Raw genomic sequence first — 26,166 nt, forward strand, 5'->3', positions numbered from 1 at the left:
GGCATTGCGCGTGGAGCGCATCCTCCAGAAGAATCACCGGTCCGTGCGCGGGCCTTCGTTCGTCTGAAGCCCGCCGTCGGACGGTCCCGGTGTGCAGGGTGCCGCGCGGACGCGCCGTGCAGCTGTGCATTTCGTTGCACGGTGAGTCCAGGCGGAGGTGGACGCACGGGCCCGCCCATCAACGAAGGCTTCTCTTCCCGAGGTGGCCGGCCCAGGATGACGGCGGATGCCTCCCCGCGCCGACCGTCCACCCCGCTGTCCGCGTTGCAACCTCGCGATCCACCTGTGCCTGTGCGCGGAGATTCCTCGGGTGGAGACCCGGACCCGGATCCTCCTGCTCCAGCACGTGATGGAGGTCGCGAAGCGGAGCAACACCGGGCGCGTGGCCGCGCTGGCCCTCACGAACGCGAGGCTGTTCATCCACGGTGCGATGGTCGATGCCTTCGACCCGGCCGTGCTCTCCGAACCGGGCACCTGGCTGCTCTTCCCGGATGGCCCCACCGCACCGCCAGACGCTCCCGCGCCGAGGCAACTGGTGGTGCTGGACGGGAACTGGTCACAGGCACGGCGGATGAGCCAGCGGATCCCCGCGCTTCGGACGCTCCCCCGGCTGGTGCTGCCACCGCCCGAGCCCGGGCTGCTCCGGCTTCGCGAAACCTCGCATCCCTCAGGGATGTCCACCCTGGATGCCATCGCCCGCGCGGTGGCGCTGCTCGAAGGACCGGAGGCGGCGGCGCCGTTGGAACGGCTGGCCGCGCTTCGGGTGCAGCGCATCGCCGACTGCGGAACGCTGAACTGACCCTCGGGATGCCGCCGTGCCGCACCGGCCCGGTGCTCAGCGACCGACCCTGGCCTGGAGGTGCGCGGGGTAGCGATCTCCCTGCACCGTGATCTGGGCGAGGGCCCCCTGGATGTCGCGCAGCTCCTCGGGCGTCAGCCTGACGTCCGCGGCTCCGGCGTTCTCCTCCAGGCGATGCCGCTTGGTGGTCCCCGGGATGGGCACGATCCACGGCTTCTGTTCCAGGAGCCAGGCGAGCGCGAGCTGGCTGCGGGTCACCTTCTTCCGGGTCGCCAGTTCGCCCAGCCGGTCCACCAGATCCTGGTTCGCCTTCCGGGCCTCCGGCGTGAAGCGCGGGACGACGTTGCGGAAGTCCGTGCTGTCGAACGTCGTGCTCTCGCTGATGGCCCCCGTGAGGAAGCCCTTGCCGAGCGGGGAGAAGGGCACGAAGCCGATCCCGAGCTCCTCCAGCGTCGGCAGGATCTCCTTCTCGGGTTCCCGCCACCACAGGGAGTATTCGCTCTGGAGGGCGGTGATCGGCTGGACCGCGTGCGCGCGCCGGATCGTCTGCGCGCCTGCTTCGGACAGGCCGAAGTGCTTCACCTTGCCCTGCTGGATCAGCTCCTTCACCGTGCCCGCGACCTCCTCGATGGGAACGTTCGGGTCGACGCGGTGCTGATAGAAGAGATCGATGCGGTCGGTCTTGAGCCGCTTGAGCGCCGCCTCGGCGACGGCCTTGATGTGCTCCGGCCGGCTGTTCATGCCGCTCTGACCGCCAGCGGAGTCGAAGTCGAAGCCGAACTTGGTGGCGATGACCACCTGGTCCCGGAAGGGAGCGAGGGCTTCGCCCAGGAGCTCTTCGTTGCGGTAGGGGCCGTAGGCCTCGGCGGTGTCGAAGAAGGTGATCCCGCGCTCGAAGGCCAGACGAAGCAACTGGACGGCCTCCTGCTTTTCAGTGGCCGGGCCATAGCCATAACTCAAACCCATGCAGCCAAGGCCGATGGCCGAGACTTCCAGTCCGCTGTTTCCAAGTTTGCGCTTCTGCATGGCGTTTTCCTCTGAGAGAGCAATCAGGTCGAGCGGCGGCTCAGGGCCCTGTGAGGACCCTGTCGTCCGCCCCGTTCGCAAGAAACGTAGGGACCTGGACCGCCAATGACTATGCGCATGAAGCCAACAGGCTTTTAAGCCAGGGTTGATAATGAGGCTTCGTCACGTGCGGCCAGGGACGGGCTCGCCTCCCAGGCCGTCTTCCTGTTCCAGCACGCCGCCCCCCAACGGGATCGTGCCGTAGGGGGCTGGCTACGGGCGCGCCTGCACGGTCGAACGCAGCAGCTCGTCCTCAGGACCATACTCCCGCAGGGTGCGCTGATTGCCTTCTTCCAGCGCGATGACCTTCACCACGGGCACCCAGCCCTTGGGACCCTGCGCGTACTGGAGCGCCTCCGGAACCTGGGAGACGTCCATGCGGCGGACCTCCTGCTGGGTCTTGCCGTCGATGTATCGGATGAAGCCAGGGTGCTTGGGTTTGCTCATGATTTCAGGCCCGGAAGGAACCCGCCATCCAGTGGGAGGCGGCCATGCGCAAGGGGGCTTGCGCCGCGGGAGGTGGACGGGAACGAAGCTCGTCGATGAGCCGGAAGCGTCCTGGCATCAGCGCGCGGACCTCCGCTTCCTGAGGTGTTCCGTGGACCTTCTCGTACAACACGAGCGTCTCCGCGAAGTCCTCACTGGGTGAGTTGCGTGCGTAGTTGGAGGGCACGAACCCATCATTGGCGATGGCCGCACGGTAGTCATTCCAGCGCGGCCCCTGCGAGTCCGAACCCCAGTGCTGGTGCGACAGCGTGTGTCCCGTCTCGTGGATCAGTGAGGAGTTCATCGCCTCCTGCTGCACCTTTCCCGCTGTGGGATAGAGGGTGATGATCCCCTCGGCGCCCGCGGTCATGTACGAGCGGAATCCAGGCTCCCCGTACACCTGCTCCCAATAGGCATCCTGGGGGTTCTGCTTGCCGTCCACATCCACCTGTTTGACGAGCGCCCTGCTCGCGGGAGGCAGCGTCGAGAGGCCCTGCGCGACCTCGTCAATCGAATGATAGCTGCCACGGCTGGCATCCTGGTCCTTCGCGATGAACACCGGGATGCGCTGTCCCTCGATTTCCACCTCGTAGCGGAGGGCGTCCCCCGGCCCGGAGGGAAAGCCGTGCCCCTGCACCTCGGTGGGACCGGTGAGGGTGAAAGGGCGGGTCGGGAAGCTGCCCTCGAGCGACGAAGTGAGATCGGGGACGGCGGGTTGATCCCGCAGGAAGGTTCGCAGCTGGTCGGCCTGACCTGCGGCATCCGCCTTCTCGAAGCCCTTGCTCAGGAGCAGCTCACCCAGCCCCAGTTGGACATGCCGCGAGAGCGGATTCGTGCCCGACACGTACGGAAACAGCCGGTCCTGCTCCGGGGCCGACAGGGCGGCGAAGCCCTTGCTGGAGCCCAGATCCACCAGCGTCTGTTCATGTTCGGGCTCAAGCCGTCCGGGGCGGATGGCGTCGAGCATGCGGCCCTGCAGCTCCGGCCGCAGCTTCGCGAAGGCGCCACCGTCCACGAGCGTCGCGAGGCGGTCGATGTGATCGACGCTGACCTCGCGGCCCGCATGGGGCGGGGGCAGATGCTCCAGCACCTTGCGCTGGGTTTCAGGCGGCAGCTTCGCGAGTCCCGGGTTCGAACCGAGCTCCACGAGCGCAGCGCGAGCCGCCTGGCTGGAGGGACGTCCGGGGGCGATGGCCTTTGCCCACTGGCTCTGCACATCGGGAGACAACCGCCGGAAGCTCGCGCTGTCCGCCAGCTCCAGGGCGGCCTTTCCGAAGCGCGCCTCTGACTTGCCGCTGCGCCGCTTCTCGAGTTCGTCGATCAGCTGCTTGCGCATCGGGGCCTTCAGCTTGCCGAAGCCCCTGGACGATCCCAGGTCCACCAGCGCATCCCGTGCGGAGCGGTCTTTGCGCTGGGCGGCCACCGACTCCAGGATGTTCCGCTGGTCCTTGCCGTTGAGGCGCCGGAAGTCCTTGTCCGAGGCCAGCTCGACCAGATCCGCGCCCACACCCTTGTTCTTGATGCCCTCGCGCAGCGTCTTGATGGCCTCGCGCTGCTGACGGGGCGCGAGCCGATCCAGGTTCTGGTTCAGCGCGAGGGTCACGATGTTGCGGCGTGCCTCCGGAGACTCCCCATGCTTCCGGGCGGTGGCCAGCAGTCGGGCCTGCGTTCCCCGCGGCAACTGGCGGAAGGTGTCGTTCGAGCGAAGCCGGTCCACCAGCTCCGGGGTCTTTCGGGACGCCGAGGAGCCCTCGAAGGCGTCCCGGCGCTCATGGCCCGGCGCGCGGGCCTGGGGCTGCTTCGTCTGGGGGCGTACCGGTGAGACGGAAGCGCGAGCCGGAGCGGAATGCTTCGCTGCGGGAGCGGAATGGGCGCGGTGCCCGGCGATGCGTGGACTCATCGATATCCCCCATGGATGCCCAGGATGCTGCCAGAAATGGCAACCCGGGGTCTCCTTGGATTTCCCGTGATGTCGGCGCTTGCACGAAGGCCTGCCCTCCCTTCAGGGGAAGGGGCGTGCTTCTGCGAAACCTCTGTCCAGAAGGCGTCATGTCCGCACGGGCTTGCTGAAGGCAGGGGCTTTCGCCGACGCCGCTCACGCGAAGGCGGCGCTGCGCAGGACCATCACGTCGGCGAAGTCCAGGCGCTCGGGCGCGAGACGCAGCGCGCCCTGTGACACCTGTTCGAGGAAGTGCTCGCCGTAGTCGAGCCGGGGGCCGGAGGCATACACGGTGATGTTCCGGGCCTGCGCGATGTCCCCGAGCGTGCGGGCCACCGCGTGCGCCACCTCTCCCCAGAAGGGGAAGTACAGATAGAACGCGGTGCCGTCCGACAGGTCCACGTCGCGGACATCCGCGTGGATGAACTCCAGGTTCGGCAGCGCGAAACGCTCGCCATTGCGGCGCGCGGAATCAACGTACGTCTGCCCATACTCCACGCCCTTGACCCGGGCGGCGGAGCTCGCGGCCACGGTGATGGCGAACTTCCCGTTGCCACAGCCGAGGTCGTAGACGGTGTCGCTCTGTCCGGGACTCGTGACGGAAAGGAAATCGGAGATGCGCTCGGCCCGCGAGGCCATGTTCACCTGACCGAATGGGGGGCGGTTCTGGCCGGTGGTGATGCGGGAGATGCGCAGCAGGCCCTCCAGCCAGTCATCCGCCGCCGTGCTCGCGCGACCCGTGGCCTCGGTGAAGCCGAGCCCCTCCCACTGTTCCCGGAAGCGCGCCGGTGAGAGGCCTCCCGTGCGCAACCGCTGGGCGACATCCTCTCCCGCCGCATCCAGCGCGGCGGTCACCAGGAGGGCCCGCGCCTCCAGCTCCGTCCAGAGGACCTGGAGCTCCGGACGCGCCTGCACATCGAGCAGGAGCAGCGCGGGTTCCACGTTCTCCTGCACGAAGGAGAACCGTTCAAAGAGCTCCCACTGCGCGCCCAGGCTCAATGTTTTCAAATCCCCGGGCGCCAGGAGGAGCTCCGCGCGCTCGACCCACCAGGGGGAGGCGGGTGGGGTCGGGGGAATGGGGGGCATTGTGGTCAGGAGGGTGTCAAACGGACCGGAGCCTGTCCAACGCGGGCGCCCGACCGCCAGGCCAGCGGGCCCCGGGAACCCGGCGGGGGGAAGGACACTCCCCTCCGTCGAGGTTCCAGCGCCTGCGTTGCTTCAGCGGGCCTGCGTCGAACCCGCGGGCGCATTCTGGTCCGGCGTCGCCGCCGTCTGTTCCGTCGTGACCGAGCAGCCGCAGCAGCAGCCACCGCCGGTGGCGATGCAGATCACTCCGGGGGCGCAGCCGCAGGTGCTGCCATCATCACCCTCACATTTCGCGGGGGCCTGGATTCCTTGAGCTCCAGGCTCAGTGCGCCGTACCGCCTCACCCGGTTCCGTATTCAGGGTGACCGACTCCTCCGGGGGCCGGGCATTGTCCTGGGCCTCGGCCACGCCACAGGCCTGGAGTGACACCACAGCGGCCGCGAGCGCGAACAGCTTGAGCATATTTTTCATCTGCGGAGCCTTTCCTGGGTTGTGCTGCTTTTGCTGCGCAATCACGATGGTGTTAGGGATTGACTCTGTCAAACACAGACACCTAAGGGGTTTCCCTCCGAGGCGGTCATCCGCGTGGAGGGCGTGGAGTCAGTCAGGGCCACGTCGTGGGAATGGAATCGAGCCCGCGAAGCAGTGTCTGGACGCGGTGCGAACGGTCGCACGCCAGCCTGCTTCCATCCGGTCCGCGGCCTGATGCTTGTCGCGCGAGGGGCCTTCGGCGACGCTCCCGCGTCCCTTTCCCCGAGGCTCCATGCACGCACTGCGCCCCACGAGTGTCCTCGCCGCGCTGCTGTTGCTGTCCCCTGGCTGCACCTCCTCGCGCCCGCCGGTCCAGACCGCGTCCACGACCGCACCGGACGCCACGCCCGCGCAGGTGGCGCTGCGCGCCTTCGTGGATGCGCACCTGGAGGAGCACTTCCGTCGCTCGCCGATGTCCGCCACGTCCGCGGGCCTCCACGCTCATGACGGCGAGCTGCGAGGCTTCCGGCCCGAGGAGCGGGCGTCCAGCCTTGCGTACCTGAAGGAGCGGCTCGTGGCGCTGCCCACGGCGGTGGACCGTGCCGCGCTGCCGCCGGAGGACCGGGCCGACTACGACATCCTGGAGAACCACTTCCGGGCGCGCATCCTGGAGCTGGAGACGGTGCGCTCGTGGGAGCGCAACCCGAACACGTACCTGGGCTTCGCGTCAGGGTCCGTGTTCCAGCTCATCAACCGCGACTTCGCGCCGCTGGAGGACCGGATGCGCTCGGCGGTGAAGCGCATGGCGGTGGTGCCGGAGGTCTTCGCGGCGGCGCCGGCCAGCCTCCAGAACCCGCCGAAGCTGTGGACGCAGATTGCCCTGGAGCAGGTGAAGGGCACGCGCGCGCTCTACGCGCAGACGCTGCCTCGGGCCTTCGCGCCGGTGAAGGACGCCGCGCTCCAGGCTGCCTTCCAGAAGGAACAGGCGCGGTGCCTGGAGGCCATCGACGGGTACACCCGCTTCCTGAAGGACGACCTGCTGCCCCGCTCGAACGGGGACTTCGCCATCGGTGAGGAGACGTACCGCAAGAAGCTCCAGTACGAGGAGGGCGTCACCGAGAGCATCGACTCGCTGCTGGCCTGGGGTCGCTCGGAGATGAAGCGCACGCAGGAGGAGTTCCGCGCGGTGGCGGCGCGCATCGCGCCGGGCAGGGCGCCCATGGACGTGTACCGCGAGCTGGGCCAGGAGCACCCGGCCCCGGCGGAGCTGGTGGCCACGACGACGGCGACGCTGGAGGGCATCCGCCAGTTCCTCCTCGACCACCGCATCATCACCGTGCCCAGCGAGGTCCGCGCGAAGGTGGCGGAGACGCCGGCCTTCAACCGCGCGCTGTCCTTCGCGAGCATGAGCACGGCGGGCCCGTTCGAGTCGAAGGCGACGGAGGCGTACTACTACGTGACGCCGCCGGACCCGGCGTGGAGCGCGGAGCAGACCGAGCAGCACATGAGTTTCTACAGCCGCTACGCGCTGCCCCTCGTCTCCATCCATGAAGCGTACCCGGGGCACTACGTGCAGTTCCTGTGGACGAACCGCATCCAGTCCAAGGTGCGCAGGCTGTTCGGCTCAGGCTCCTTCAGCGAGGGCTGGGGTTTGTACACCGAGCAGATGATGCTGGACGAAGGCTACGGCGGCACGGGGCCGGAGGCGGACCGGCTGCGGTTGAACCAACTGGCGCTCTACCTCCAGCGGCTGGCGCGCTACGTGGCGGGCCTGTCACTGCACACGCGGGGGATGACGTACGACCAGGCGGTGCGCCTCTTCGAGGAGGAGGCGTACATGACGCGCATCAACGCGGAGCGCGAGGCGCGCCGTGGCACGTCGGACCCGACGTACCTCGTCTACGCGCTGGGCAAGAAGATGCTGATGGAGCTGCGTGAGGAGGCGAAGGTGAAGTGGGGCAGGGACTTCACCCTCCAGCGCTTCCACGATGCCGTGGTCTCCCACGGCTACCCGCCCGTGCCCATCGTCCGCCAGCTGCTGCTCGGCGAGGACGCCGCGCCTCCCGCGTCCCGCTGAGCACCTCCACGAGGCGGGATGTTCACTCACGGTTGGCGCGAAGGGACCCCGAGGCTCGATGCCTCGGGGATGGAGGTGAAGATGGAGCCGACGGAGTGGGTGTTCAGACTGTCGTGCGCTGATTCGAGCTGGGATGACCTGGACTACAGCGGCACTCCTCCGCTGTCCGTGTTCTTTCCAGAGGGCGCGGACTGCGAGCAGTTGAACCATGGGCAGGGGGAGGGACAGGTGCTCATCGACGGGCACGAATGGGGTTTCTATTACAACGACCGGGTCCATCTGGATGTCGTGCTCCATGACGGTGGCCTGTCGGTCGAAGCAGCCCGCCAGGTCGTTTCCCGGATCTGCGCACGACTCACTCAGCGGCTTGGGACGGCGGTCCGCTTTGAGATGATTGCGATCCCCTGAAGGTCCTCCTGCCCCTGCCTCCACAGGCAGGCACGGCGCGAAGCGGAAGGGGGATGCTCGGGCCGCACGGAAATCATAGGGTGGGCGCGTCTGCCTCCATCCCACGAAGGACGCTTCCGTGCGGCTCAATCCCTCTCTCTGTTTCGTGGTGTTCCTCGTCGTGATGGGGGCCGCACCGACGCCCGTCGCGCTCAGCGCCGCCGCCCAGGTCCCCACGTCCCCGTTGGGGCCCCTCTCGCCCACCACCGGGCTGGTGCTGCGGGATGACGTGGTGCGCGCCCTCATCCATGAGAGCTCGGGCGACCGCATCCACGACGGCGTGCAGCGGCTCTCGCTCCTCGCCCGGGACGCCCAGGACGGCTATGCCGAGGCGGCCGGATGGACGAAGGCCGCCGCCGAGGCCGCGGGGCTTCAGGACGTGCACCTGGAGGCGATGAAGGACGGTCCCCAGTGGCGCGCCACGCGTGGCGAGCTGTGGGTGGCCGGCCCCCACCGTTACCGGGTGACGTCCTGGGCCGACCTGCCCATGGCCCTGGCGACGGGCAGTGGCAGCTTCGAGGGCACGGGCCTGGAGCTGGTCGACGTGGGCACGGGCACCCAGGACGCGGAGTACGCAGGCAAGGACCTGAAGGGCAGGGTGGCGCTCACCCGGGGCCACCCCTCGACCGCCCTGCGCACCGCCGTGGCGAAGCTCGGCGCCGTGGGCGTGGTGTCGTCCTATTCGACGCCACCCTGGAATGCTCCCCACCGCATGGACGGCGACTTCCCGGATCAGGTGGGCTGGGCCACCGTCCCGCAGGGGCTGCTGCCGCAGGGCACGCGAGCGCCCTTCCTGTTCATGGTGTCGGACCGGCAGGGGCGCGAGCTGCGCGCCCAGCTCCAGACAGGCCCGGTGAAGGTGGACGTGAGCGTCGCCACGCAGGCGCCCACGGGACACCTCAGCATCGTCAGTGGCGTCATCCCCGGCACCCGCGCGGGCGAGGAGGTCGTCCTCACCGCCCACCTGGACCACTACAAGCCCGGCGCCAATGACAACGCCTCGGGGGCGGCCACCCTGCTGGAGCTGGTGCGCACCTACACCACGCTCATCCGCCAGGGCGTGCTGCCGCCTCCGGTGCGCACCCTGCGCGTGCTGTGGCTGCCGGAGTTCGAGGGCACCCGCGAATGGTTCTCCCTCCACGGTGCGGATCCGGCGCGGCGGGTGGCCCACTTCAACTTCGACATGCTCGGCGCCAGCCTGACCCGCGCCCACTCGCGCTTCTCGGTGTCCTACACCCCGGACTGGAATGGCAGCTTCGTGAACGCCGTGTCCGAGTCCACGGTGGTCTTCATGAACCGCTTCAACGCGGTGGCGTATCCGCCGCGAAGGGATTTCCGCATCGGTTCGGTCACCGGGTCGCAGGACCCGATGGATGCGCACATGGATCGCTACAGCCGGGGCTCGGATCACCAGCTCTTCAACGACCACGGCATCCCCGGCGTGGCCTTCGCCACGTGGCCCGACGACGGCTACCACACCAGCGGTGACCGGCCGGAGAACGTGGACCCCACCCAGCTCCACCGCGCCGCCTTCGCGGGCCTGGCCTCCATCACCGTCGCCGCCTGGGCCGAAGGCGCGGGGGCCCTGGAGCTTGCGCGGCTGGTGGCGGTGCACGGCGTGCGGCGCGTGGCGGAGGACGAGTTCCGGGCCCGCCGCGACCTGGCCGCGACGCCCGACGCGCAGTTGCCCGGTGCCGTCCGCCTGGCCCGTGCCGGGGTGCGCGCGGGCTACCAGCGCGAGCGCGAGGCCCTGCGCTCCTGCCTGTCGCTGGGCGCGCCCACCGCGCCGGTGCAGTCCATGGTCCGCACGCTGGAGACCGCGGAGGCCCAGTCCCTGGGGCGGCTGGACGCGGAGGCCAGGGCGCGAGGGGTGTCCCTGAAGGAGCCTGCCCCCAGCGAAGCCGAACGCCGGGCGCGGGCCTATGTTCCGCGTCGCGTGAAGGGCCAGGAGCTGGCTTCGTTCGACGCGCTGGAGCGCCGTGCGGCCCCCGAGTCGAAGCCCCGCGTGGCCGCGGTGCAGGCCGCCATGAACGAGGCGGCCACGGCCCTGCGGGAGCGAGGGGAGAGCGAGCTGCGCTTCTACCAACTGGCCGAAGCCCTCGCGAGCTACGCCGACGGCAGGCGCTCCGTGGCGGACATCCGCGACGCGGCCCATGCCGAGTACGGCCACGTCTTCCCCGTGGAGGCGCTCCTGGAGCTCTTCGGGCTGCTGGAGCAGGGCGGCGTCATGACGCGCGCCCGTTGAAGCCGCCCCTGCCGTCGGGGCTCAGTCCCTTTCCAGGGTGCGGAACACGGCGGGCAATTCCTTGTCACCCAGGCCCGCGCCGAGGGCCCGCCGGTAGTTCTCCAGCAGCTCCCTGGGGAAGCGTGAGCTGATGCGTGCGTCCGTGCTCAGCCGGACGATGTGCTCGATGGCCGCGACATGGGTGTTGAGACTGCACTGGTCGCCCGAGAAGTCGTTGTTCTCGATCATGCCCTGCGCGGCGTCGGCGGTGACGGAGATCAGACCCAGGAAGGAGTTCTTCTGGGCGAAGAACGCCTTCGGATCCAGACCCTCGGCCTTGCACATCGCCGCGGCGTGGAGCACCGCCAGGGTGCCTCCGTAGTAGGCCTCGAGGATCGCGCAGTCGAGCGTCGCGGCGGAGCCGATCTTCTCGTCGACGTAGACGGAGTTGCTGGCAATCGCACGGAGGGTTTCGTGGTGCCGGTCGAAGACCGCTTTCGACCCGGCGTAGAAGACCGTGGCGTAGTCAGTGGCCACGAAGGCCGGGTACGCGAGGATCGCCGCATCCAGGTAGTCCACGCCATGGGCCCTGGCCCACTCCAGTCCTCCCCGCGCGTCCGCGGGTGAGCCACTGGTGAGCTGGACGAGCGTCGTCCCAGCCAACGCGGATGCGACAGTCTGCGAAGCGAACAGCTCGGCGCTGGCGGCGTAGTTGGACAGCGAGACGACCACGAGCTCGCGTCCGGCGACAGCCTCGCCCAGGTTCTCGAACGCGAGCGTGCCACCGCCTACGGCCCTGGCCTTGCTGGGGGTCCTGTTCCAGACCGCGACCTCGTGTCCGGCCGCCGCGAACGCTCGCGCGAGGGCGCTTCCCATGAGCCCACTGCCAATCACTGCGATCTTCGTCGGACGGCTGGAAGGCATCTTCAATCTCCGGGGTGATGAGAGGACATGCCGTGTGTGGCATGTATCATGGTGAATATCAGTTAATCGTGGCTCCCTGGTTTTTACGGTTGGGGTGGCCTAGAAAGGACGGCTGTCCGCCCAGCCGCCCCCATGCCGGGAGCGTGGGAAGAACCGCCTCAAGACAAGAGGGAAACGAACATGTTCAAGCGAGCAGCAGTCCTCGTGGTGAGCTGTGGTGCGTTGCTGTCCGGCTGCGGAACCGACGCAGAGGTCGCGAATGGGGAGATCGTCTCCAACCTGATCGAAGCCGGGTTCCCGGCCGAGGGAATCCAGGTCATCGACGGTGCCGTGTACGTCGGGGGCGACGCGAAGGTGAGCCTCATGGCGTCCCAGGAGATGCTCCAGCAGGGGGAGGGGACCCAGGAGCACTACCGGACGACCAACCTCATCAACACCACCGTCGTGCGGAGGATCTGCATCAACCCCACGGCCGCGTTCAACAGCTACAGCCAACTGAGCCAGGGGCTCGATCTGGCCATCGCCAATTACAACAGCCTGGGGCTGACCTTCACGCTGGCGCGGGGGCCGACCACCGGCTGCAACGCGAACATCACCGCGGGGACCATGACCGGCATCAGCGGCTCTTCGGGATACCCCTCGGGCGGCAATCCCTATGGACAAATCAATATCGGCACCGGGCTGCAGAGCTACGGCGTGGACTGGAGTGAGCACGTCATCACCCACCAACTGGGCCACACGGTTGGCCTGCGCCACACGGACTTCTTCACCACGTCTGGTTGCGGCAGCGGCGAAGGCGGCGGGGGCGTGGGCGGCATCCTCATCCCCGGGACGCCGACCCTGGACCCGAAGTCGATCATGAATTCCTGCATGCCGGCGACCGTGACCGGCGAGTTCTCCCAATACGATATCATCGCACTGAACTTCCTCTACTAAGGAGTCCGCCATGTCGCTCGACCCATCGACCACCGCCGTGCTGCTGATTGAGTATCAGAACGAGTTCGCCACCGAGGGAGGGGTGCTCCACCCGGCGGTGAAAGGAGTCATGGAGGAGACGCGGATGCTGGAGAACACCCAGGCGCTGGTGAAGGCCGCGCGGACGAAGGGCGTGACGGTGATGCACGCGCCCATCACCTTCGCCGAGGGCTACGGAGAGCTGACGCGGCACCCGTACGGCATCTTGAAGGGCGTGGTGGACGGCAATGCATTCGTGAAGGGCAGTTGGGGCGCGCGGTTCATCGAATCCCTGGAACCGCAGAAGGGCGACATCGTCATCGAGGGCAAGCGCGGCCTGGACACCTTCGCCAGCACCAACCTGGACTTCATCCTGCGCAGCAAGGGCATCAAGACGGTGGTGATTGGCGGCTTCCTCACCAACTGCTGTGTGGAGTCGACGATGCGCAGCGCCTACGAGAACGGCTACGACGTCATCACCCTCGTCGACTGCACCGCCGCCACCTCGTCGGAAGAGCACAAGAACGCGCTCAAGTACGACTTCCCGATGTTCTCGCGCCCGATGCCGTCCGCGGACGTGCTCGGCATGCTCAAGGCGTAACCCTGGACGTGCCTCGGAAACCGGAAGCCCGCTGATGCCTGGCGTCAGCGGGTCCCCCCCGTGGGCTACTGCTTCTTCACGACCACGGGGCGATAGAGCATGACCTTCGACTTGTAGCCGTCACTGTCCGCGAGGAGATTCGCAGTGGGCATGAGCTCCTGGTTCACATGGACCATCTTCTTCTTGGGCTGGAAGCCGCAAAGCTCCGCCACCCAGGTCCAGGTGGTGTCCTTCGGGGCCAGGGTGCCCTCGAAGACCCCGGCCTTCTCCTCGTAGGCACCGTCCGCGACGATCTTGAGACCGTTGGCGTCATCCAGGGATTCCGGAGTCCCATAGCTGGACACAATCCTTGCGAGGAGTTGTTTGTCGAGGTCCAGGTACCCAACGTCGGCACAGATGGCCATGTCGAAGCCATACAGGCTCTTGGGCCCTCCCACGTTCGAGATGCTCACCGACGAGGGAATCGCATCCATGGTCTTGTCGTGAAGCTTCTTGAACAGGATGAAGGGCTTCCTGGCGATTCCATCGAATCCCAGCGAGGCGTTGATCATCATGTTGCTCTCCGGGATGATGTACTGGTGCGAGCCCAACACGACCAGGGTCCGAAGCAGGTCCTCCTGCTCCGCCTCATCCTTGAGGGCGTTGTAGGCCATCACGAGGTCCGCATAGCTGGGCATGTAGCGGGACTTCCCGGTGTACCCGCCCTCTTGAAAAACGATGGTGAGCGCTCACGACATGCTCACGCAGTTGCGCGCCTCACGCGCCGACAACAGCTACGAGCGACGCCTCCTGCGCTTCACCACGCCAGCCCTGCTCATCGTCGACGACCTGGGACTGCGGCCCCTCACGGGTGAGGAGGGCATGGACCTGTACGAGATTGTCCGCCGTCGCTACGAGCGCGCGGCCACTTGCATCACCTCCAATCGCGCCCTGGAGGAGTGGCCTCCGCTGTTTGGTGACGCACTGCTGGCCAGCGCCGCCATGGACCGGCTGCTGCACCACGCCCACGTCCTCACCATCGAAGGGGACAGCTACCGCAACCCGCCGCTCGCCAAGCGCACCCGCGCTCCGCGCGCGGCCCAGGTCGAGACCGCCGCACGCTGACGCCTGGCGGAGCCCCTGCCGGACCGGTTTGGCCGAACCCGCGCGGTCCACGCCGTCGCGCTTCCCGGGCTCCTCTCGTCCGGACCTCTTTGGCCGGACCGAACAGTGACCCGATCAGCCGAGCCTTGACAGTTCCGACACACGTCGTTGGCCGGACGGTTACGAATCAGCCGCGGCGGCGCGGGGGCCGTCACCGGCACGCAGCCCTGGTGGCAGCGGTACTTCTGCCGGCGCACCCAGCGCAGCACGAAGCTTCGCTCGACGACGGTGACTTCCTCACAGCCGTACAAATCCGAGAGGGCCGCCTCAAGGAACGCCGAAGCGCAACCGAGGATGAGGAGGCCGTCCTCGATGCGGAGCGGCTCGAATTGGTCGAGCCAGTCTGGCGCAACCGACTCGAACGAGGCGAGCAAATCGGAGACCAGGCCATGAGGGCGTGGAGCACGCTTGAGGGCGGCCAAGAGAATGCGCCAGACGGCGACGGCCGCCCCGTGGGTTAGGTGAAGGGTCGGGGGAGCTGTCACGGGGGCCGCCGGGGGCGAGTGCTGCGGATCACCGGGGAGTGCAGCTCCACAGACGGAGCCGGTGGACGCACTCGGGGGTCGAGAGGACGGTCAGACGCTGGACATCATCAGGGTGCCTGGGCCGGCCCTGGGGCACTCACGGTGGGCAGGGGCAGGATGCCTCCGGACTCACCGTCGCCGCTACACGGGCCATGGTCCCGGAACGACGGAACCCGCAGGCTTGGCGGCCTGCGGGTTCTCAACGACAAACGTTCGACCTAGCGGCACCATCCCGTGTAGGTGTGGTCCTGCACAATCTCAGCACCGCCGGGCCCCCACATGGCCAAATCGATGTAGATGCACGAATTCAACGCGCTCATCGTGATCGCCCCCGCTTGGTACTTGAATTTGCCGACGTCAGACTCATGTGTCGAACTGTTGTCTTTGCGGAAGCGCGTCATCCTCAGGTCCATCCGCGTCGATTGCCCATAGAGCGCCCCCTGTTTGATCGTCACGGCGCAGATACGATGATCCGCCGTCTCATAGACGCCGGTCGTCGCAACCACTACCCCACCGGACCTCTTGTGGGTCAACGTGGCGATCCGAGAGCCCTGACACGTCGCGGTCAATACCGAAGCCGGACCTGAGACCAGCACCGTCGCGCCGGCCGGCACGCCGGCCGACACCAGGACGGCCGCCAACATGAGCTTGGCAATTCTTCTACGCATTCGCGCTCCCGAGCAGAAGGCCCGACGGACGCCGAGCCCATTAATGACAACCTAGCTCAGACTCGCAGCGAGCGCCACGAGCGATGGCCATTGGCCGGTTAACTCGGGCTGCCCCGTCGGAGGCCACCGCAGAACCACGGGGCCCACTTTCGCGGGCGGATTTTATCCGGTCAGTTTGCATCATGCGCCCTCAGTCGGAGGATGGAGCTGAGAGGCGACTTCCAAGAAGGGTGGCGGCGACCTAGCCGGCGGGGGCGTCAGCTACTTCCACGCGGGCACCAACGGCCTTCGCGGGCCCGTCGTCTGCGACCTGAACCTGTCGGCGGCGTCCCGGGGCGGCACGGATCCACGAGCTGGGCTCAGGCTGTAACTCCGCCTACTTACGGGCGGCTTTTCGACCAAGGCGACATAATCACTCTTATCGGACACAATTAAAGTCCAGAAAAAACAAATACTTAGAAAAGCAACATGAGCGCTGCATATTATCTGGACGTCGAATCCGGCTGCGGCGTCCCGGACGCTGGCGGTGTTCTTTGGCCAGCGTCCGGGGGCACCGCTGGACCTCGACTGGGCGCCCGTCTTCGGCGGGCACCCAGTTCATGGAATCAGTTCCCCAATACCAGCACCTCCCCCGGCATCCACTTGTCGCTGACGGTTGCGTCACCGAGCGGACCGAGGTTGTTTCAGCCCCAGGCCCAGACGGTGCCCACAGCCCTCACCGCCACGATGTGGCTGCTGCCATCTCAAAAATTCCTGAAAAATGGTACTAGCAGCAAAGTCGCCAATTTCAAGGAGATGGAAATGGATTACAGTACAAGCCGTTGGCTGCACTTGGCACTGCTGGGGTTGGGATTGTCTTTGGGTTGCGGCCAGCAGCCGTCCGAGGCTGATGTGGCTGTGGCGGAGGACGCGTCCACAGCCGCCATCAAGCGCTCCAGTCCGCGCACCCGATTGGCTGCGGGTGAATACCACTCGCTGGTCGTTCGCCCGGATGGCACCGTCTGGGCAGCGGGCAGAAACGGCAACGGCCAACTGGGTGACGGAACCTTCCTGGAGCGCTCCTCGCCGGTGCAGGTAACGGGGCTGTCGGGCATCGTTTCCGTCGCCGGTGGCTCCGCCCATTCGCTGGCGCTGAGCTCGGACGGCAAAGTCCATGCGTGGGGCGCGAACTGGGCGGACCAACTGGGCGACAACTCCCTGACTTGGGAGTCTCGGAACCTGCCCGGCCTCGTGCCTTCGCTGAGCGGAGTCACCTCCATCGCGGCGGGCTACAGCCACTCCCTGTCCGTGAAGTCCAACGGCACGGTGTGGGCCTGGGGTAGCAACCAGTACTGCCAGTTGGGCGACGGGACCACGACCGACCGGCAGGTTCCCACCCAGGTTCCCGGCATCACCAATGTGGTCGCCGTGATGGCCAACTTCTGGTACTCCCTGGCGCTGCGCTCCGATGGAACCCTCTGGGCCTGGGGTTACAACGCCCAGGGGCAACTAGGGGATGGAACGCAGGTCCAGCGATGCGCTCCCACGCTGGTCCACGGCCTGTCAGGCATTACGGCTGCGGCGGCGGGCTACCGCGGAGCGGTGGCGGTGAAGTCGAACGGCACCGTCTGGCACTGGGGAAGATTCGGCGGCTCCCTCGTGTCCCTTACGCCCTCGCAGGTGCCGGGCATTACGGGCATCACTGACATCAGCGCCAACGTCCAGGTGCTCGCGCAGCGAGCAGATGGCACGGTCTGGGCTTGTGGCAGTAACGGTTCCGGCCAGCTAGGCGACGGCACCAGGGTACGCGCCACCACACCCGTCCAGGTCCAAGGCCTGACGAGCGTCGTCGCCACGGCGGCGGGACTCAGCCATTCACTAGCGCTGCGCTCCGACGGCTCGGTCAGCGCCTGGGGGGGCAACCAGTATGGCCAGCTAGGCAACGGCGCGATGACCCGCCAACTCGCGCCCCAGCAGGTTCCGGGGCTCACGGGCGTGACGGCCGTGGCGGCCGGCCTCCTGTCTTCGCTGGCTGTCCGTGACGACGGGACGGTGTGGGCGTGGGGAGGTAACGGCTTCGGCCAACTGGGCGACGGCAGCACCACGCGACGCGCGCTGCCCGTAGCTGTGCACGGCCTCACGGACGTCACGGCGGTGTCGACCCGGCTCGACAGTTCGCTGGCACTGCGCTCCGACGGCTCAGTGTGGGCCTGGGGTTCCAACGACTATGGCCAGCTGGGCGACGACACCTACAACGGCCGTGGCACGCCCGGTCCGGTGCCAGGGATGACGTCCGTGAGCGCCATCTCCATGGGAGAGGGCTTCGCCCTGGCGCTGAAGGATGACGGCACCGTCTGGGCCTGGGGCGATAACACCTATGCCCAGTTGGGCGACGGGACCAGGCAGACGCGGCTGGTGCCCACCCAGGTACAGGGACTGACGGGCATCACCGCCCTTTCTGCGGGGGCCTTCCATGCGCTCGCCGTGCGCTTCGACGGCACCGTCTGGGCCTGGGGCTCCAACTGGGATGGCGAGTTGGGGGATGGCACCACCGTCGATAGTTCGACGCCCGTCCAGGTCCAGGGAGTGAGCGACGCGATCTCCGTTTCCGCAGGGGTCCGCCATTCCCTCGCCGTGCGCTCCAATGGCATGGGCTGGACCTGGGGTTACGGCGGTTTCGGGCAGGGACTGGGGTGGGAACACACCTATGAGCCGGGGCTGAATCCCATCGCCATCAGCGACCTAAACACTGTCGTCGCAGGCTACTACACCAGCTTGGCGACAGACTTCACCGGAGGGGTCTGGGTTGGCGGCTACAACGACTGGGGCCAGCTGGGCAGCGAGTTGGACACGTCGGAGGTACCAGTGCGCATCGCCCCCCTGGACGGTGGTGTCACTGCGGCAGCCACCAGCGGTGACCACATGGTGGTGGTCCGCCCGGACGGCACGGTGTGGACCTGGGGCCGCAACTCCGACGGCGAGCTGGGCAACGGTACGTTTCTGGATCAGCTCACGCCCGTGCGTTCGCAGCTACCCCCTCCGATCCAGCCCTCATCAACATGGCCTTTATCCCGCCTATACGTCCGATGAGTATGCCCCCATGCGCTGCTCTCGGCCATCGACGACACTAGGAGTGTGTTGGGGTAACGGGCAAGGAGCTGGGTAACAGGCTCCTTGCTGCATCGGTGCCGCCTCGCCCGTCTGGGGCCGGCGGCACCGCCACTACACGGTGGCCTGTGCCCTATGGAGTTTCAGCAGGTTGTGGGTGAGGCAGATAAGCGCCCACTCGCCGCGCGCCTTCTTGAGCCCACGCAGCAGCAGTTGGCGGAAGCCTCGCGCCTGTTTGATTTGGCCGAAGGGCGGTTCCGCCACCGCTTTGCGTCGGGCGTACGCCTGTCGTCCTGCCTTCGTCCTCAGTCGACGCGCCATCCAATCCTTGACGCTCAGCTCGCGCGGCATTCGTCCTCGCACCGCGGGCGGCTGCACTCCGTGCTTTTGCCGCCCGACGGCCACGTACGCGGTGATGCCCATGCTTGCCGCGCGCGTGAGGTTCTCCTCGGAGAAATAGCCCGCGTCCGCCGTCGTCACCTGGGGCACCTGGCCGCAGTTCTCCACCACCTGCTCCAGCAGCGGCAAGAAGTGCTCAACGTCCGGCGGCTGGTTGGTGAGTGCCTGGGCCACGATGATTTGGTGCGCCTCGTCCACGGCGGCCTGCGCGTTGAAACCCTGGATGAAGCCATGCTGCGTCTTCTGGATTCGGCTCTCCGGGTCGGTGAAGTTGCGCTGCGCCTTGGGTTTGGGCGTGCCGTCTGCTTCGCTCTGCACCTGGTGGCCCGGTAGCGGTGTCGGGCCACTCGGCGGCTCGTCGTCTCCGTCCTGCTGCTTCTCGGCCTGCTGCTTCTCGGCCTGCCGCGCCGCCCTGGCTGCCTTCGCCTCGGCCTCCAGCTCCGCCTTGGCGGCGCGGATGCGCGCCAGCCGCGTCTCGGCTCGCTTGAGCTCCTCGGGGAGCTCGTCTCCGCGCTTCTTCTTGCCGTAGAGCTTATCCTCGGCCGCGTCCGCCGCCTCGGCCGCCTTGAGCAGCGCCGCGACCTTCTCGGCCAGCTCCTTCTCGCGTTGCTGCATCCGCTCGTAGCTCATCGCCTTATGTTTGCTGGCGTTGGCTTTCAGCTTGGTGCCGTCCAGCGCCACGTGCCCCAACTGCACCAGCCCCGCCTTCTGACAGAGCGCCAGCACCTGCACGAAGAGCCCCGCCAGCACGTCCAGGTGCTGGCGCCGGAACTCACTCACCGTGCTGTGGTCCGGGTGCTGACCCGCGGCGATGACTCGGAAGGCGATGTCCTCGTACGTCTTCTTCTCAATCTTGCGCGAGGAGGCCACCCCCACGCAGTACCCGTACAGCAGCAGCCCCACCATCATCCGCGGGTGGTGCGGCGGATAGCCCCGCAGCTCCCGCTCGTAGCGCTCCAGCAGCGGCCTCAAGTCCAGCTCCGCCACCGTGTCCAGGATGAAGTACGCCACGTGCCCGGCTGGCAGCCACTCTCGGGGCGAGGGCGGCAGCAACTCCGACTGCTCCGGCGCGTAGGGGCGGAAGGTCTTGCTCATGGGTAGGCAAAGAGCACCACGCCTCTGCCTACCTTTCAAATAGGTTCTTCCGATTACCCCGACACGCTCCTAGGGGCTGTCCCTGATTAACGCAGCGAGAGAAGCATGAATGCGACGTGCAGGACGGCGAGGTAGCAGGTCGCCGTCTTGTCGTAACGGGTGGCGGCGGCGCGAAAGCGCTTGAGGTCGTAGAGGGTGAGGATGAAGTCCAGGGCCTCACGGGCTTCGGGAGCGGTGGGCAGCGCCTCGAAGAAGCGGCGACGCACCCGGCACGACGCGAGCCGGTGCGGCTGTTGCCAGTGCAGGTGGCCGCGACCATCGCCGCCGGCTTCGACTCGGAAACCATGGGGCCCTCGCGGCGTGCTTTGACCGGGCGCCCAGAACGTCGCAGACGTGTGCGGACAAGGGCCCAGGGCAAGGTGGAGGGACGGGCCGCAGCGCCCGTCAGCTTGGACGTTGGGATTCATTGGGGACCTCTTGAGCGGAGATGCGCTGCCTGATGCTCGGCGTGCTCTTCCCAGAGTTGGCGAACCCGTTCCGCGTCCGGTGCGCTGGTGGCCACCATGAAGGGAAACCACGTTGTGCCAGGTGTTGGAGCCCAGCGAGGCGAGCGCCAGCCGCAGTCGCAGCCGGCGGAAAGCGCCTCGACCTCCCGTTCATTGTCGTCGCGACGGTATTCCAGCTCGCGGAACAGCCTTGCGGCACTGTCACATCCGTCCCGCGTCACGAATCCAACTGCAGAGCCTTCGTGTCCAGGTAGCCCATCCCGATTGAAGCCCATCAGTTGGTCACTCCTCACGGTCGCTGTTCACGCTGTCCGCCATGCGCAGAGCATGCGGCCGCGGCCGGGATTTATGGGCGGCCACGAGCCACCGGTCAATGCCGGGCGAGCCTTCCACCAACGCGGCCCAGGACGCTACCAGCGCACGGGAGGGCTGGCTTCTGTCTTTGGGGGATGGGTAGGCGTTCAACACGTCACGCCATGAGCTGGCCCATCCCCGAGCCCCTGCCTCCAGAAGGCCCTCGCCTGTGCAGTGGGGACAGACCGGCCATGGAAGGTCCTTGATGGCGAGCTCGAGGATCGCAATGCAGCCATCGGAGACGTTTCCCACCCTCCTTTCCAGGACTACCCACAGGGATAGGGTTGCACTCCCTCCCCTGTCCTGCGTGGACCGCGCGCCCGAACCACGACTGCCAGGAAGCACTTCCCTGCCTGCCGTGAGTGCTCCAGGGCCGGCCCTGGCTCGCCTTCCCCTACCCCTGGGCCCCATCCCACAGACGTCTACGGAGGGATTATCCGGCCAAACGACGCAACCCACCTTATCCGACCCGTCATTTCATCCATAAAATACGGGCACTTGCGATAGGTCCAGCACGCCGACTCCGTTATCAGGACGTCGAATCGGACTGTGGCGACCAACGCCGCGCGGCAGAGGCCTCCGACTAGAGGCCTCTGCCGATCGCCAGAGGAAGACGCTACCGTCAACAGGAGGGAGACCTAACAGAGAGGCTCGGGACCTCCTCGCATGAGGGTTTCTTCTGACGGCCTCCGCCCTGAGCCGACTGCCGCGCCCATTGCTCCAGCGCGCGATCCGCTTGGCCGACCCGGCTACGAACTGCTTGGCCGACCCAACTGCGATGCATTACCCCGGCCCGTCACACTCTTCGCACGCCCCCTGATAGGAGACGCCCGGAGGGGTGCAAAAAGACCCCGCAGAATCGGTAAACAATCCCCCGCCGCACACCTCTCCGCTCGGGCATTCCGAAGTCTCTTCGCACGCCCGCTGACAGGTACCTGAACGTGTCAGCGGCCAGATCATGCACTCCAGCTCCTCCTCGCAGTCGGCGCTACTCTTGCAAGTCTCTCCCTCTTGAACATGAACTGGGGCCGTTTTGGAACCACGGCTAACAGCACAGGAAGAAAGGAGAATCAGAAGCACCAGCAAAGGCCATTCGGGCTTCATGTTCTCACCTGCCGACAAGGTTTACTCCGGATGGCATAGCCGCTCGGCAGGCCAAGACTTAAGGTGGGTAAATCATGACACTTGCTCATTAAAGGTTGACCCAGTTTACCCAAGCGTAACCTACCGTATCTGACACCTGGAAATACCCTTAAAAACGGGCACTTACGCCCACCCCTCTAAACATCTTCGGCCTCGGCGCCCTGGGAGGAAGGCATGCAGGCTGGCGAGCGGGCGTGCGAAGGGACTGCTCCATCTGCACGTCCTGACCGCTGTGCGCAGGGGAGCGCCTTGGCCACATTGGGACTGGGGGTTCTACCGTCATGTTCGAGTCCATCGTGGAGCGCTTCCTTGCCCAGAGTCCACTCACCGTCATGGCCCGGGTGGTGCTGGAGCGTGCCTGTGACGCAGCGTGGGTGGATGCGGCGTTCCATGAGCACCGGGGCCGGCAGTATGAGCGCGAGCTGCTCTTCTCCGACGTCGTTGACCGCATGAGTCTGGTGGTGCTGGGCCTGCGCCCCTCGCTGCATGCGGCGGCGCAGCGGCATCGGCTGCCCGTCTCGGTGCAGGCGCTCTACAAGAAGGTGAACCGGACCGAACCAGCTGTCCTCAGGGCGCTGGTGCGTGGCGCATACGCGCGGCTTTCCCCAGTGCGCCGCGCGATGGGCCCGGGGGACGCGGTTTGCGAGGGGATGAGCGTGCGCATCGTGGACGGCAACGACTTGCCGGCCAGTGACAAGCGGCTTTGCGCGCTGCGGGGTTTCCGGGGCGCGGCGATGCCGGGCCAATCCCTCGTGCTTTATGACCCGGACCTGGACCTGGTGGCCGACGTGCTGCCCTGGGAGGACGCGCATGACCATGAGCGCTCGCTGCTCAAGCACCTGCTGCCGCAAGTCGAGCCAGGCCACCTCTGGGTGGCGGACCGGGGCTTCAGCACGCGCTCGATTCTCCAGGCCTTCAGCGCGCGCGACGCCTTTTTGCTCGTGCGGGAGCACGCTCGCAATCCCTCGCCGACAGAGGAGGGCCCACGACGCAAGGTGGGGCGCATCGAAACGGGGACGGTCTTCGAGCAGCCCGTGTCCATCCCAGACGGAGCCGGTGGAGTGCTGCGACTGCGGCGCATCGAGATTGAGCTCGACACGCCAACCGACGACGGCGACGCAGTCATTCGGCTGCTGACGAACGTCCCGGCGGACCGCAAGGGGGCGACAACGCTCGCACGGCTGTACCGTACGCGTTGGCGGATTGAATGCCTTTTTGGCCGCTTGGAGTCTGTCCTTGAAAGCGAGCTGCGAAGCCTGGGCTCGCCCCGAGGAGCCCTGCTTGGATTCTGCGTCGCACTGGTGGCCTATGATGTATTGGCCCTTTTGCAGGCGGCAGTGCGGACCGCCCATCCCGTATGCGAGGAGAAGCCCATCTCCTCTTTCTACATCGCGGCCGAGTTGCGCGAGTACTACGGTGGAATGAAGGCCGCTCTCCCGGAGGAAGTCTGGCTGCCCTACGAAAGCCAGACACCGAAACGGCTGGCCCGGACGCTGGTGGACATGGCAAGGCACGTCGACCCAGCGATGCTCCTCAAGCACCCTCGCGGACCGAAGCCCAAGAAGAAGAAAGGCTACGCGCCAGCGAGCGAGGTGCGCCGGCAGGTCGCGACGTCACGCGTCCTCGCTGCCGGCACCGTCGACTACGTCAAAGAAGATGTTTAGAGGGGTGCCTCTCAAGGTTCATCGGTCGAAGGGATCAGGCCGAGATCATCCCTTCATCCATGCCTGCGATCTCTTCCAATGCGGACTTCGAGACGACGGTGGTCGCGTTGTTGTGGGTGTCGTCGCCGTTGTCCACGCGGTCTTCGTAGAAGTTGGAGCCGAGGGTCGTGCCGAGCAGATGAATGTCGCTGTTCCACGTGTTCAGCAGGAACAGCGGGCCGCCAGAGTCTCCGGGCAGGGTCGACTCGGCGTTGCTCGCTCGCAGGATCAACAGACTCTTGAAACCAGGCTCCTCTTCATCCTCATCCGGGAAGCTCTGATCGATGCTTGTCTCGATCGTGCTCCACGGCGTGCACATGTTCATGTGGCGTGTCTGAAGATTCCCCGCCGTATTCGCGTTGTTTGCGACGGTGCGGCCATAACCTACCTGGAGCAGGTGATACCGGTCGCCCGCGCGATAACGGAAGGTCTCGTTGTTGATGACCTCGTTGTCGTGGTCTGGCCACCAGCCTCCGAGGTTGCCGAGCGCGGTGAAGCTCTCCAGTCCCTGCCACTGACGGAAGAGCTTCCACACCGGCCCCTCTGCGAACGGCCCAATACGGGCGGTGACGACCGCTCGCACCTGGGCGACGAAGGCCGCATCCCTGACGAGGAGAACCGCTACATCGTAGACAGACCCCGCGCCTTGTGCTGGGGCGATCACCGTGGTCGGGTGGACGTCAGCAGGGGCGCCCGGTAGCCGAATCAACACATTGTCGCGGAAGGCGCGCACCTTGGCCTGGAAATTCCCGAGGGCTGCCGCGATCTCGATGTTGTGCCGAGCGGTGGCGATGAGGACGCGATCCCGGTAGCGGGCATAGACGACGCCAGTGCCGGTGAAGGCGCCGAGCGTGAGCCTCACCGTCAGGCTCGTCATGTAGCCCGCATCCACGGCTCTGGCCTCGGTGAAGAGCCGGGTCTGCTCTACAGTATTGGCCGAACGGATCACTTGGAGGCCTCCCAGGAGCCCCAGCATAGGGGCGCAAAAGAGCGCCAAGGAAGAATGTCCCTGGTAGGACTTGCTCTCATGAGCCCCGCCTCGTCATTCGACCGCCGACTCGCATGGGTCTGCGCGCACGGATTTGTCGCCGATGTGGCTTCGGGTCATGGGCCGTTTGTGAGACCACGTTGAGCCTCCGTCGCGAACAGACGCTCAATCCGTCCAGGGACGTGCTTGGCATGCTCAAGGCGTAGGGCCCGCGCTCGGGCGACGCCAGCTACTCGGGCGCGCCCTGTTCGATCCACGTGGAGATGAGGTCAATCTCCTCGTCGGGAATGGGCGGGAAGCCCATGGGCATGCCCAGCACCCCTGGATGGGATTGCCCGTCCATTTCACGGTGACGGGCGAGCAGGCTGGCCACCAGCCGGGGCGTGCCATCCTCCATCCGGTCCGGAAGCCCGCGGAACTGGCCGTCCCGCTTGATGCCTCGGAGGATGCCGTCCCGCGTGGCCAGGTCGAGCGAGACGCCTTCGTAGCCGAACCCGCCGGTGTTGCCCGGTCCCTGATCTCCGGGGCGCGTCATGTCGGAGTGACAGTGGAAGCAGAGGTGGCGTGAGAGCTTCTGCGCGACCTCCGGGTAGTGCACCTCGCGCTGGAGCATGCGGGGCCGGTAGGGCGAGCGCGGTTCGGCCGCGACCTCTGGCAGGGGTTCGCGCAGGAAGGTCGCCAGGTCCTCGACCTCCTTCGGGGTGAACGGGAAGGTGGGCATTTCGGTGTCGGGGAGGATGCTGGAGGGATCCACCAGCCAACTGCGCAGCTGCGAAAGCGACATGCGGCTGCGCACATGGCGCAGGTCCGGGGCCCGCCTCCGGGCCGAGGGGCCGAGGAACTCCGGCGCGCCGTAGCGCAGGGACTCAAGCGGGGAGTCCCCCCGGTAATGGCAGCTCGCGCAGGCGTTCTTCTCGTAGAGCGCCCGGCCCGCCGCCGCGTCACCTCGCGCGGGTTCTCCGGACTCCTCCCCGGTCACCTGGAAGTAGTCCGCGAGGAGTCCGGCTTCCTTCGGGCCAATCTTCATCCGGGGCATGGTGGCGCCGTAGAGCGGCCTCACCACATGGGGCGCCTGGAGCCAGGAGGTGAGCCAGCCGCGCTTGACCCGCTGTCCCAGGGAGCCGAGGTCCGGGGTCCGCACCAGGTGCGTGAGGTGCTCGTTCCACTTCTGGAGTTCCGCCTTCTGGTACCAGAGGTCGAGTCGCCCGGCGCTGATGGCCTGGTGGCACGTCACGCAGTTCTCGCTCATGCGCGCGGACGTCGGCTCGATGCCGGGCACCACGTGGCACCGGTTGCACTGGAAGTGCTCCACGGCGTCCCGTGGACTCTCAGGCGTGCGTTGCGTGGGGGCGAGGACCCGCGTCGGCATGCGCAGCGCGAGCACGTCGGCGTCGCGCCAGAGCACGAAGCCACCGCCCGCCGTGGCCACCAGGATGAAGACACCGGCCAGGGAGGCGAGCGGGAGGGAGCGCAGGGCCATGAG

21 protein-coding genes are annotated in these 26,166 nt (G+C 67.0%); 9 read left to right on the plus strand and 12 right to left on the minus strand.

Features of this window, described 5'->3' with window-relative positions:
• Nucleotides 1-226 precede the first annotated feature (226 nt).
• Nucleotides 227-799: a tRNA-uridine aminocarboxypropyltransferase gene (locus OV208_RS11280; RefSeq protein ID WP_267573836.1), complete on the plus strand. Its 573-nt coding sequence runs from the start codon at nt 227-229 to the stop codon at nt 797-799.
• A gap of 36 nt (nt 800-835) precedes the next feature.
• Here OV208_RS11280 and OV208_RS11285 read toward each other — a convergent pair whose 3' ends face one another.
• The 5 genes from OV208_RS11285 to OV208_RS11305 all read right to left on the minus strand — a co-directional run bounded on the left by OV208_RS11285 (nt 836) and on the right by OV208_RS11305 (nt 5,918).
• Nucleotides 836-1,825, minus strand: coding sequence for an aldo/keto reductase (locus OV208_RS11285; protein WP_267573837.1), 990 nt, complete (start codon nt 1,823-1,825; stop codon nt 836-838).
• Between the two features lie 252 nt (nt 1,826-2,077).
• On the minus strand, nt 2,078-2,311 hold the full coding sequence (locus OV208_RS11290; RefSeq protein WP_267573838.1) for a hypothetical protein: 234 nt from the start codon (nt 2,309-2,311) through the stop codon (nt 2,078-2,080).
• Between the two features lie 4 nt (nt 2,312-2,315).
• Nucleotides 2,316-4,250, minus strand: coding sequence for a hypothetical protein (locus tag OV208_RS11295; RefSeq protein WP_267573839.1), 1,935 nt, complete (start codon nt 4,248-4,250; stop codon nt 2,316-2,318).
• A 195-nt stretch (nt 4,251-4,445) separates the two neighbouring features.
• A complete protein-coding gene (locus OV208_RS11300; RefSeq protein ID WP_267573840.1) occupies nt 4,446-5,297 on the minus strand; it encodes a methyltransferase domain-containing protein in 852 nt (283 codons plus the stop codon).
• A gap of 210 nt (nt 5,298-5,507) precedes the next feature.
• Nucleotides 5,508-5,918: a hypothetical protein gene (locus tag OV208_RS11305; protein WP_267573841.1), complete on the minus strand. Its 411-nt coding sequence runs from the start codon at nt 5,916-5,918 to the stop codon at nt 5,508-5,510.
• Nucleotides 5,919-6,138: 220 nt separating this feature from the next.
• On the opposite strand from OV208_RS11305, the gene OV208_RS11310 reads away from it, so the two are divergent.
• From OV208_RS11310 to OV208_RS11320, 3 genes are all read left to right on the plus strand, one after another.
• Nucleotides 6,139-7,923, plus strand: coding sequence for a DUF885 domain-containing protein (locus OV208_RS11310; protein WP_267573842.1), 1,785 nt, complete (start codon nt 6,139-6,141; stop codon nt 7,921-7,923).
• Nucleotides 7,924-7,941: 18 nt separating this feature from the next.
• The gene (locus OV208_RS11315; RefSeq protein ID WP_267573843.1) at nt 7,942-8,331 is read left to right on the plus strand and encodes a hypothetical protein; all 390 of its coding nucleotides are present in this window, start codon (nt 7,942-7,944) and stop codon (nt 8,329-8,331) included.
• Between the two features lie 118 nt (nt 8,332-8,449).
• Entirely contained in the window at nt 8,450-10,615 is a 2,166-nt protein-coding gene (locus OV208_RS11320; protein ID WP_267573844.1) for a M28 family peptidase, read from the plus strand.
• Between the two features lie 21 nt (nt 10,616-10,636).
• On the opposite strand, the gene OV208_RS11325 is transcribed toward OV208_RS11320, so the two are convergent.
• Nucleotides 10,637-11,575, minus strand: a complete 939-nt coding sequence (locus tag OV208_RS11325; protein ID WP_267574279.1) for an NAD(P)-dependent oxidoreductase — start codon at nt 11,573-11,575, stop codon at nt 10,637-10,639.
• A 123-nt stretch (nt 11,576-11,698) separates the two neighbouring features.
• On the opposite strand from OV208_RS11325, the gene OV208_RS11330 reads away from it, so the two are divergent.
• Together OV208_RS11330 and OV208_RS11335 are read left to right on the plus strand one after the other, a co-directional pair.
• Nucleotides 11,699-12,454, plus strand: a complete 756-nt coding sequence (locus OV208_RS11330) for a M57 family metalloprotease (RefSeq protein ID WP_267573845.1) — start codon at nt 11,699-11,701, stop codon at nt 12,452-12,454.
• 10 nt (nt 12,455-12,464) lie between these two features.
• On the plus strand, nt 12,465-13,073 hold the full coding sequence (locus tag OV208_RS11335; RefSeq protein ID WP_267573846.1) for a cysteine hydrolase: 609 nt from the start codon (nt 12,465-12,467) through the stop codon (nt 13,071-13,073).
• A gap of 65 nt (nt 13,074-13,138) precedes the next feature.
• On the opposite strand, the gene OV208_RS11340 is transcribed toward OV208_RS11335, so the two are convergent.
• Nucleotides 13,139-13,750 carry a hypothetical protein gene (locus OV208_RS11340; protein ID WP_267573847.1) on the minus strand — a complete coding sequence of 204 codons (612 nt, stop codon included), beginning with the start codon at nt 13,748-13,750 and terminating at the stop codon, nt 13,139-13,141.
• A gap of 40 nt (nt 13,751-13,790) precedes the next feature.
• Between OV208_RS11340 and OV208_RS11345 the strand changes: the two genes are divergently transcribed.
• Nucleotides 13,791-14,177: an ATP-binding protein gene (locus OV208_RS11345; RefSeq protein ID WP_267573848.1), complete on the plus strand. Its 387-nt coding sequence runs from the start codon at nt 13,791-13,793 to the stop codon at nt 14,175-14,177.
• A 781-nt stretch (nt 14,178-14,958) separates the two neighbouring features.
• Here the strand turns inward: OV208_RS11345 and OV208_RS11350 are convergent.
• Complete coding sequence (locus OV208_RS11350; protein WP_267573849.1) at nt 14,959-15,384, minus strand: hypothetical protein; 426 nt, start codon at nt 15,382-15,384, stop codon at nt 14,959-14,961.
• A gap of 726 nt (nt 15,385-16,110) precedes the next feature.
• On the opposite strand from OV208_RS11350, the gene OV208_RS11355 reads away from it, so the two are divergent.
• A complete protein-coding gene (locus OV208_RS11355; protein WP_267573850.1) occupies nt 16,111-18,477 on the plus strand; it encodes an RCC1 repeat-containing protein in 2,367 nt (788 codons plus the stop codon).
• 132 nt (nt 18,478-18,609) lie between these two features.
• Here OV208_RS11355 and OV208_RS11360 read toward each other — a convergent pair whose 3' ends face one another.
• Together OV208_RS11360 and OV208_RS11365 are read right to left on the minus strand one after the other, a co-directional pair.
• On the minus strand, nt 18,610-19,989 hold the full coding sequence (locus OV208_RS11360; protein ID WP_267572142.1) for an IS1182 family transposase: 1,380 nt from the start codon (nt 19,987-19,989) through the stop codon (nt 18,610-18,612).
• 86 nt (nt 19,990-20,075) lie between these two features.
• On the minus strand, nt 20,076-20,255 hold the full coding sequence (locus OV208_RS11365; protein ID WP_267573851.1) for a hypothetical protein: 180 nt from the start codon (nt 20,253-20,255) through the stop codon (nt 20,076-20,078).
• 2,069 nt (nt 20,256-22,324) lie between these two features.
• Here OV208_RS11365 and OV208_RS11370 point away from each other — a divergent pair.
• Nucleotides 22,325-23,656: an IS4 family transposase gene (locus tag OV208_RS11370; protein WP_420715018.1), complete on the plus strand. Its 1,332-nt coding sequence runs from the start codon at nt 22,325-22,327 to the stop codon at nt 23,654-23,656.
• Nucleotides 23,657-23,690: 34 nt separating this feature from the next.
• On the opposite strand, the gene OV208_RS11375 is transcribed toward OV208_RS11370, so the two are convergent.
• On the minus strand, nt 23,691-24,644 hold the full coding sequence (locus OV208_RS11375; protein WP_267573853.1) for a hypothetical protein: 954 nt from the start codon (nt 24,642-24,644) through the stop codon (nt 23,691-23,693).
• 268 nt (nt 24,645-24,912) lie between these two features.
• Nucleotides 24,913-26,163: a c-type cytochrome gene (locus OV208_RS11380; protein WP_267573854.1), complete on the minus strand. Its 1,251-nt coding sequence runs from the start codon at nt 26,161-26,163 to the stop codon at nt 24,913-24,915.
• Nucleotides 26,164-26,166: the final 3 nt, after the last annotated feature.

Source organism: Corallococcus sp. bb12-1 (assembly GCF_026626765.1).
In the GTDB taxonomy this organism is placed as follows: domain Bacteria; phylum Myxococcota; class Myxococcia; order Myxococcales; family Myxococcaceae; genus Corallococcus; species Corallococcus terminator.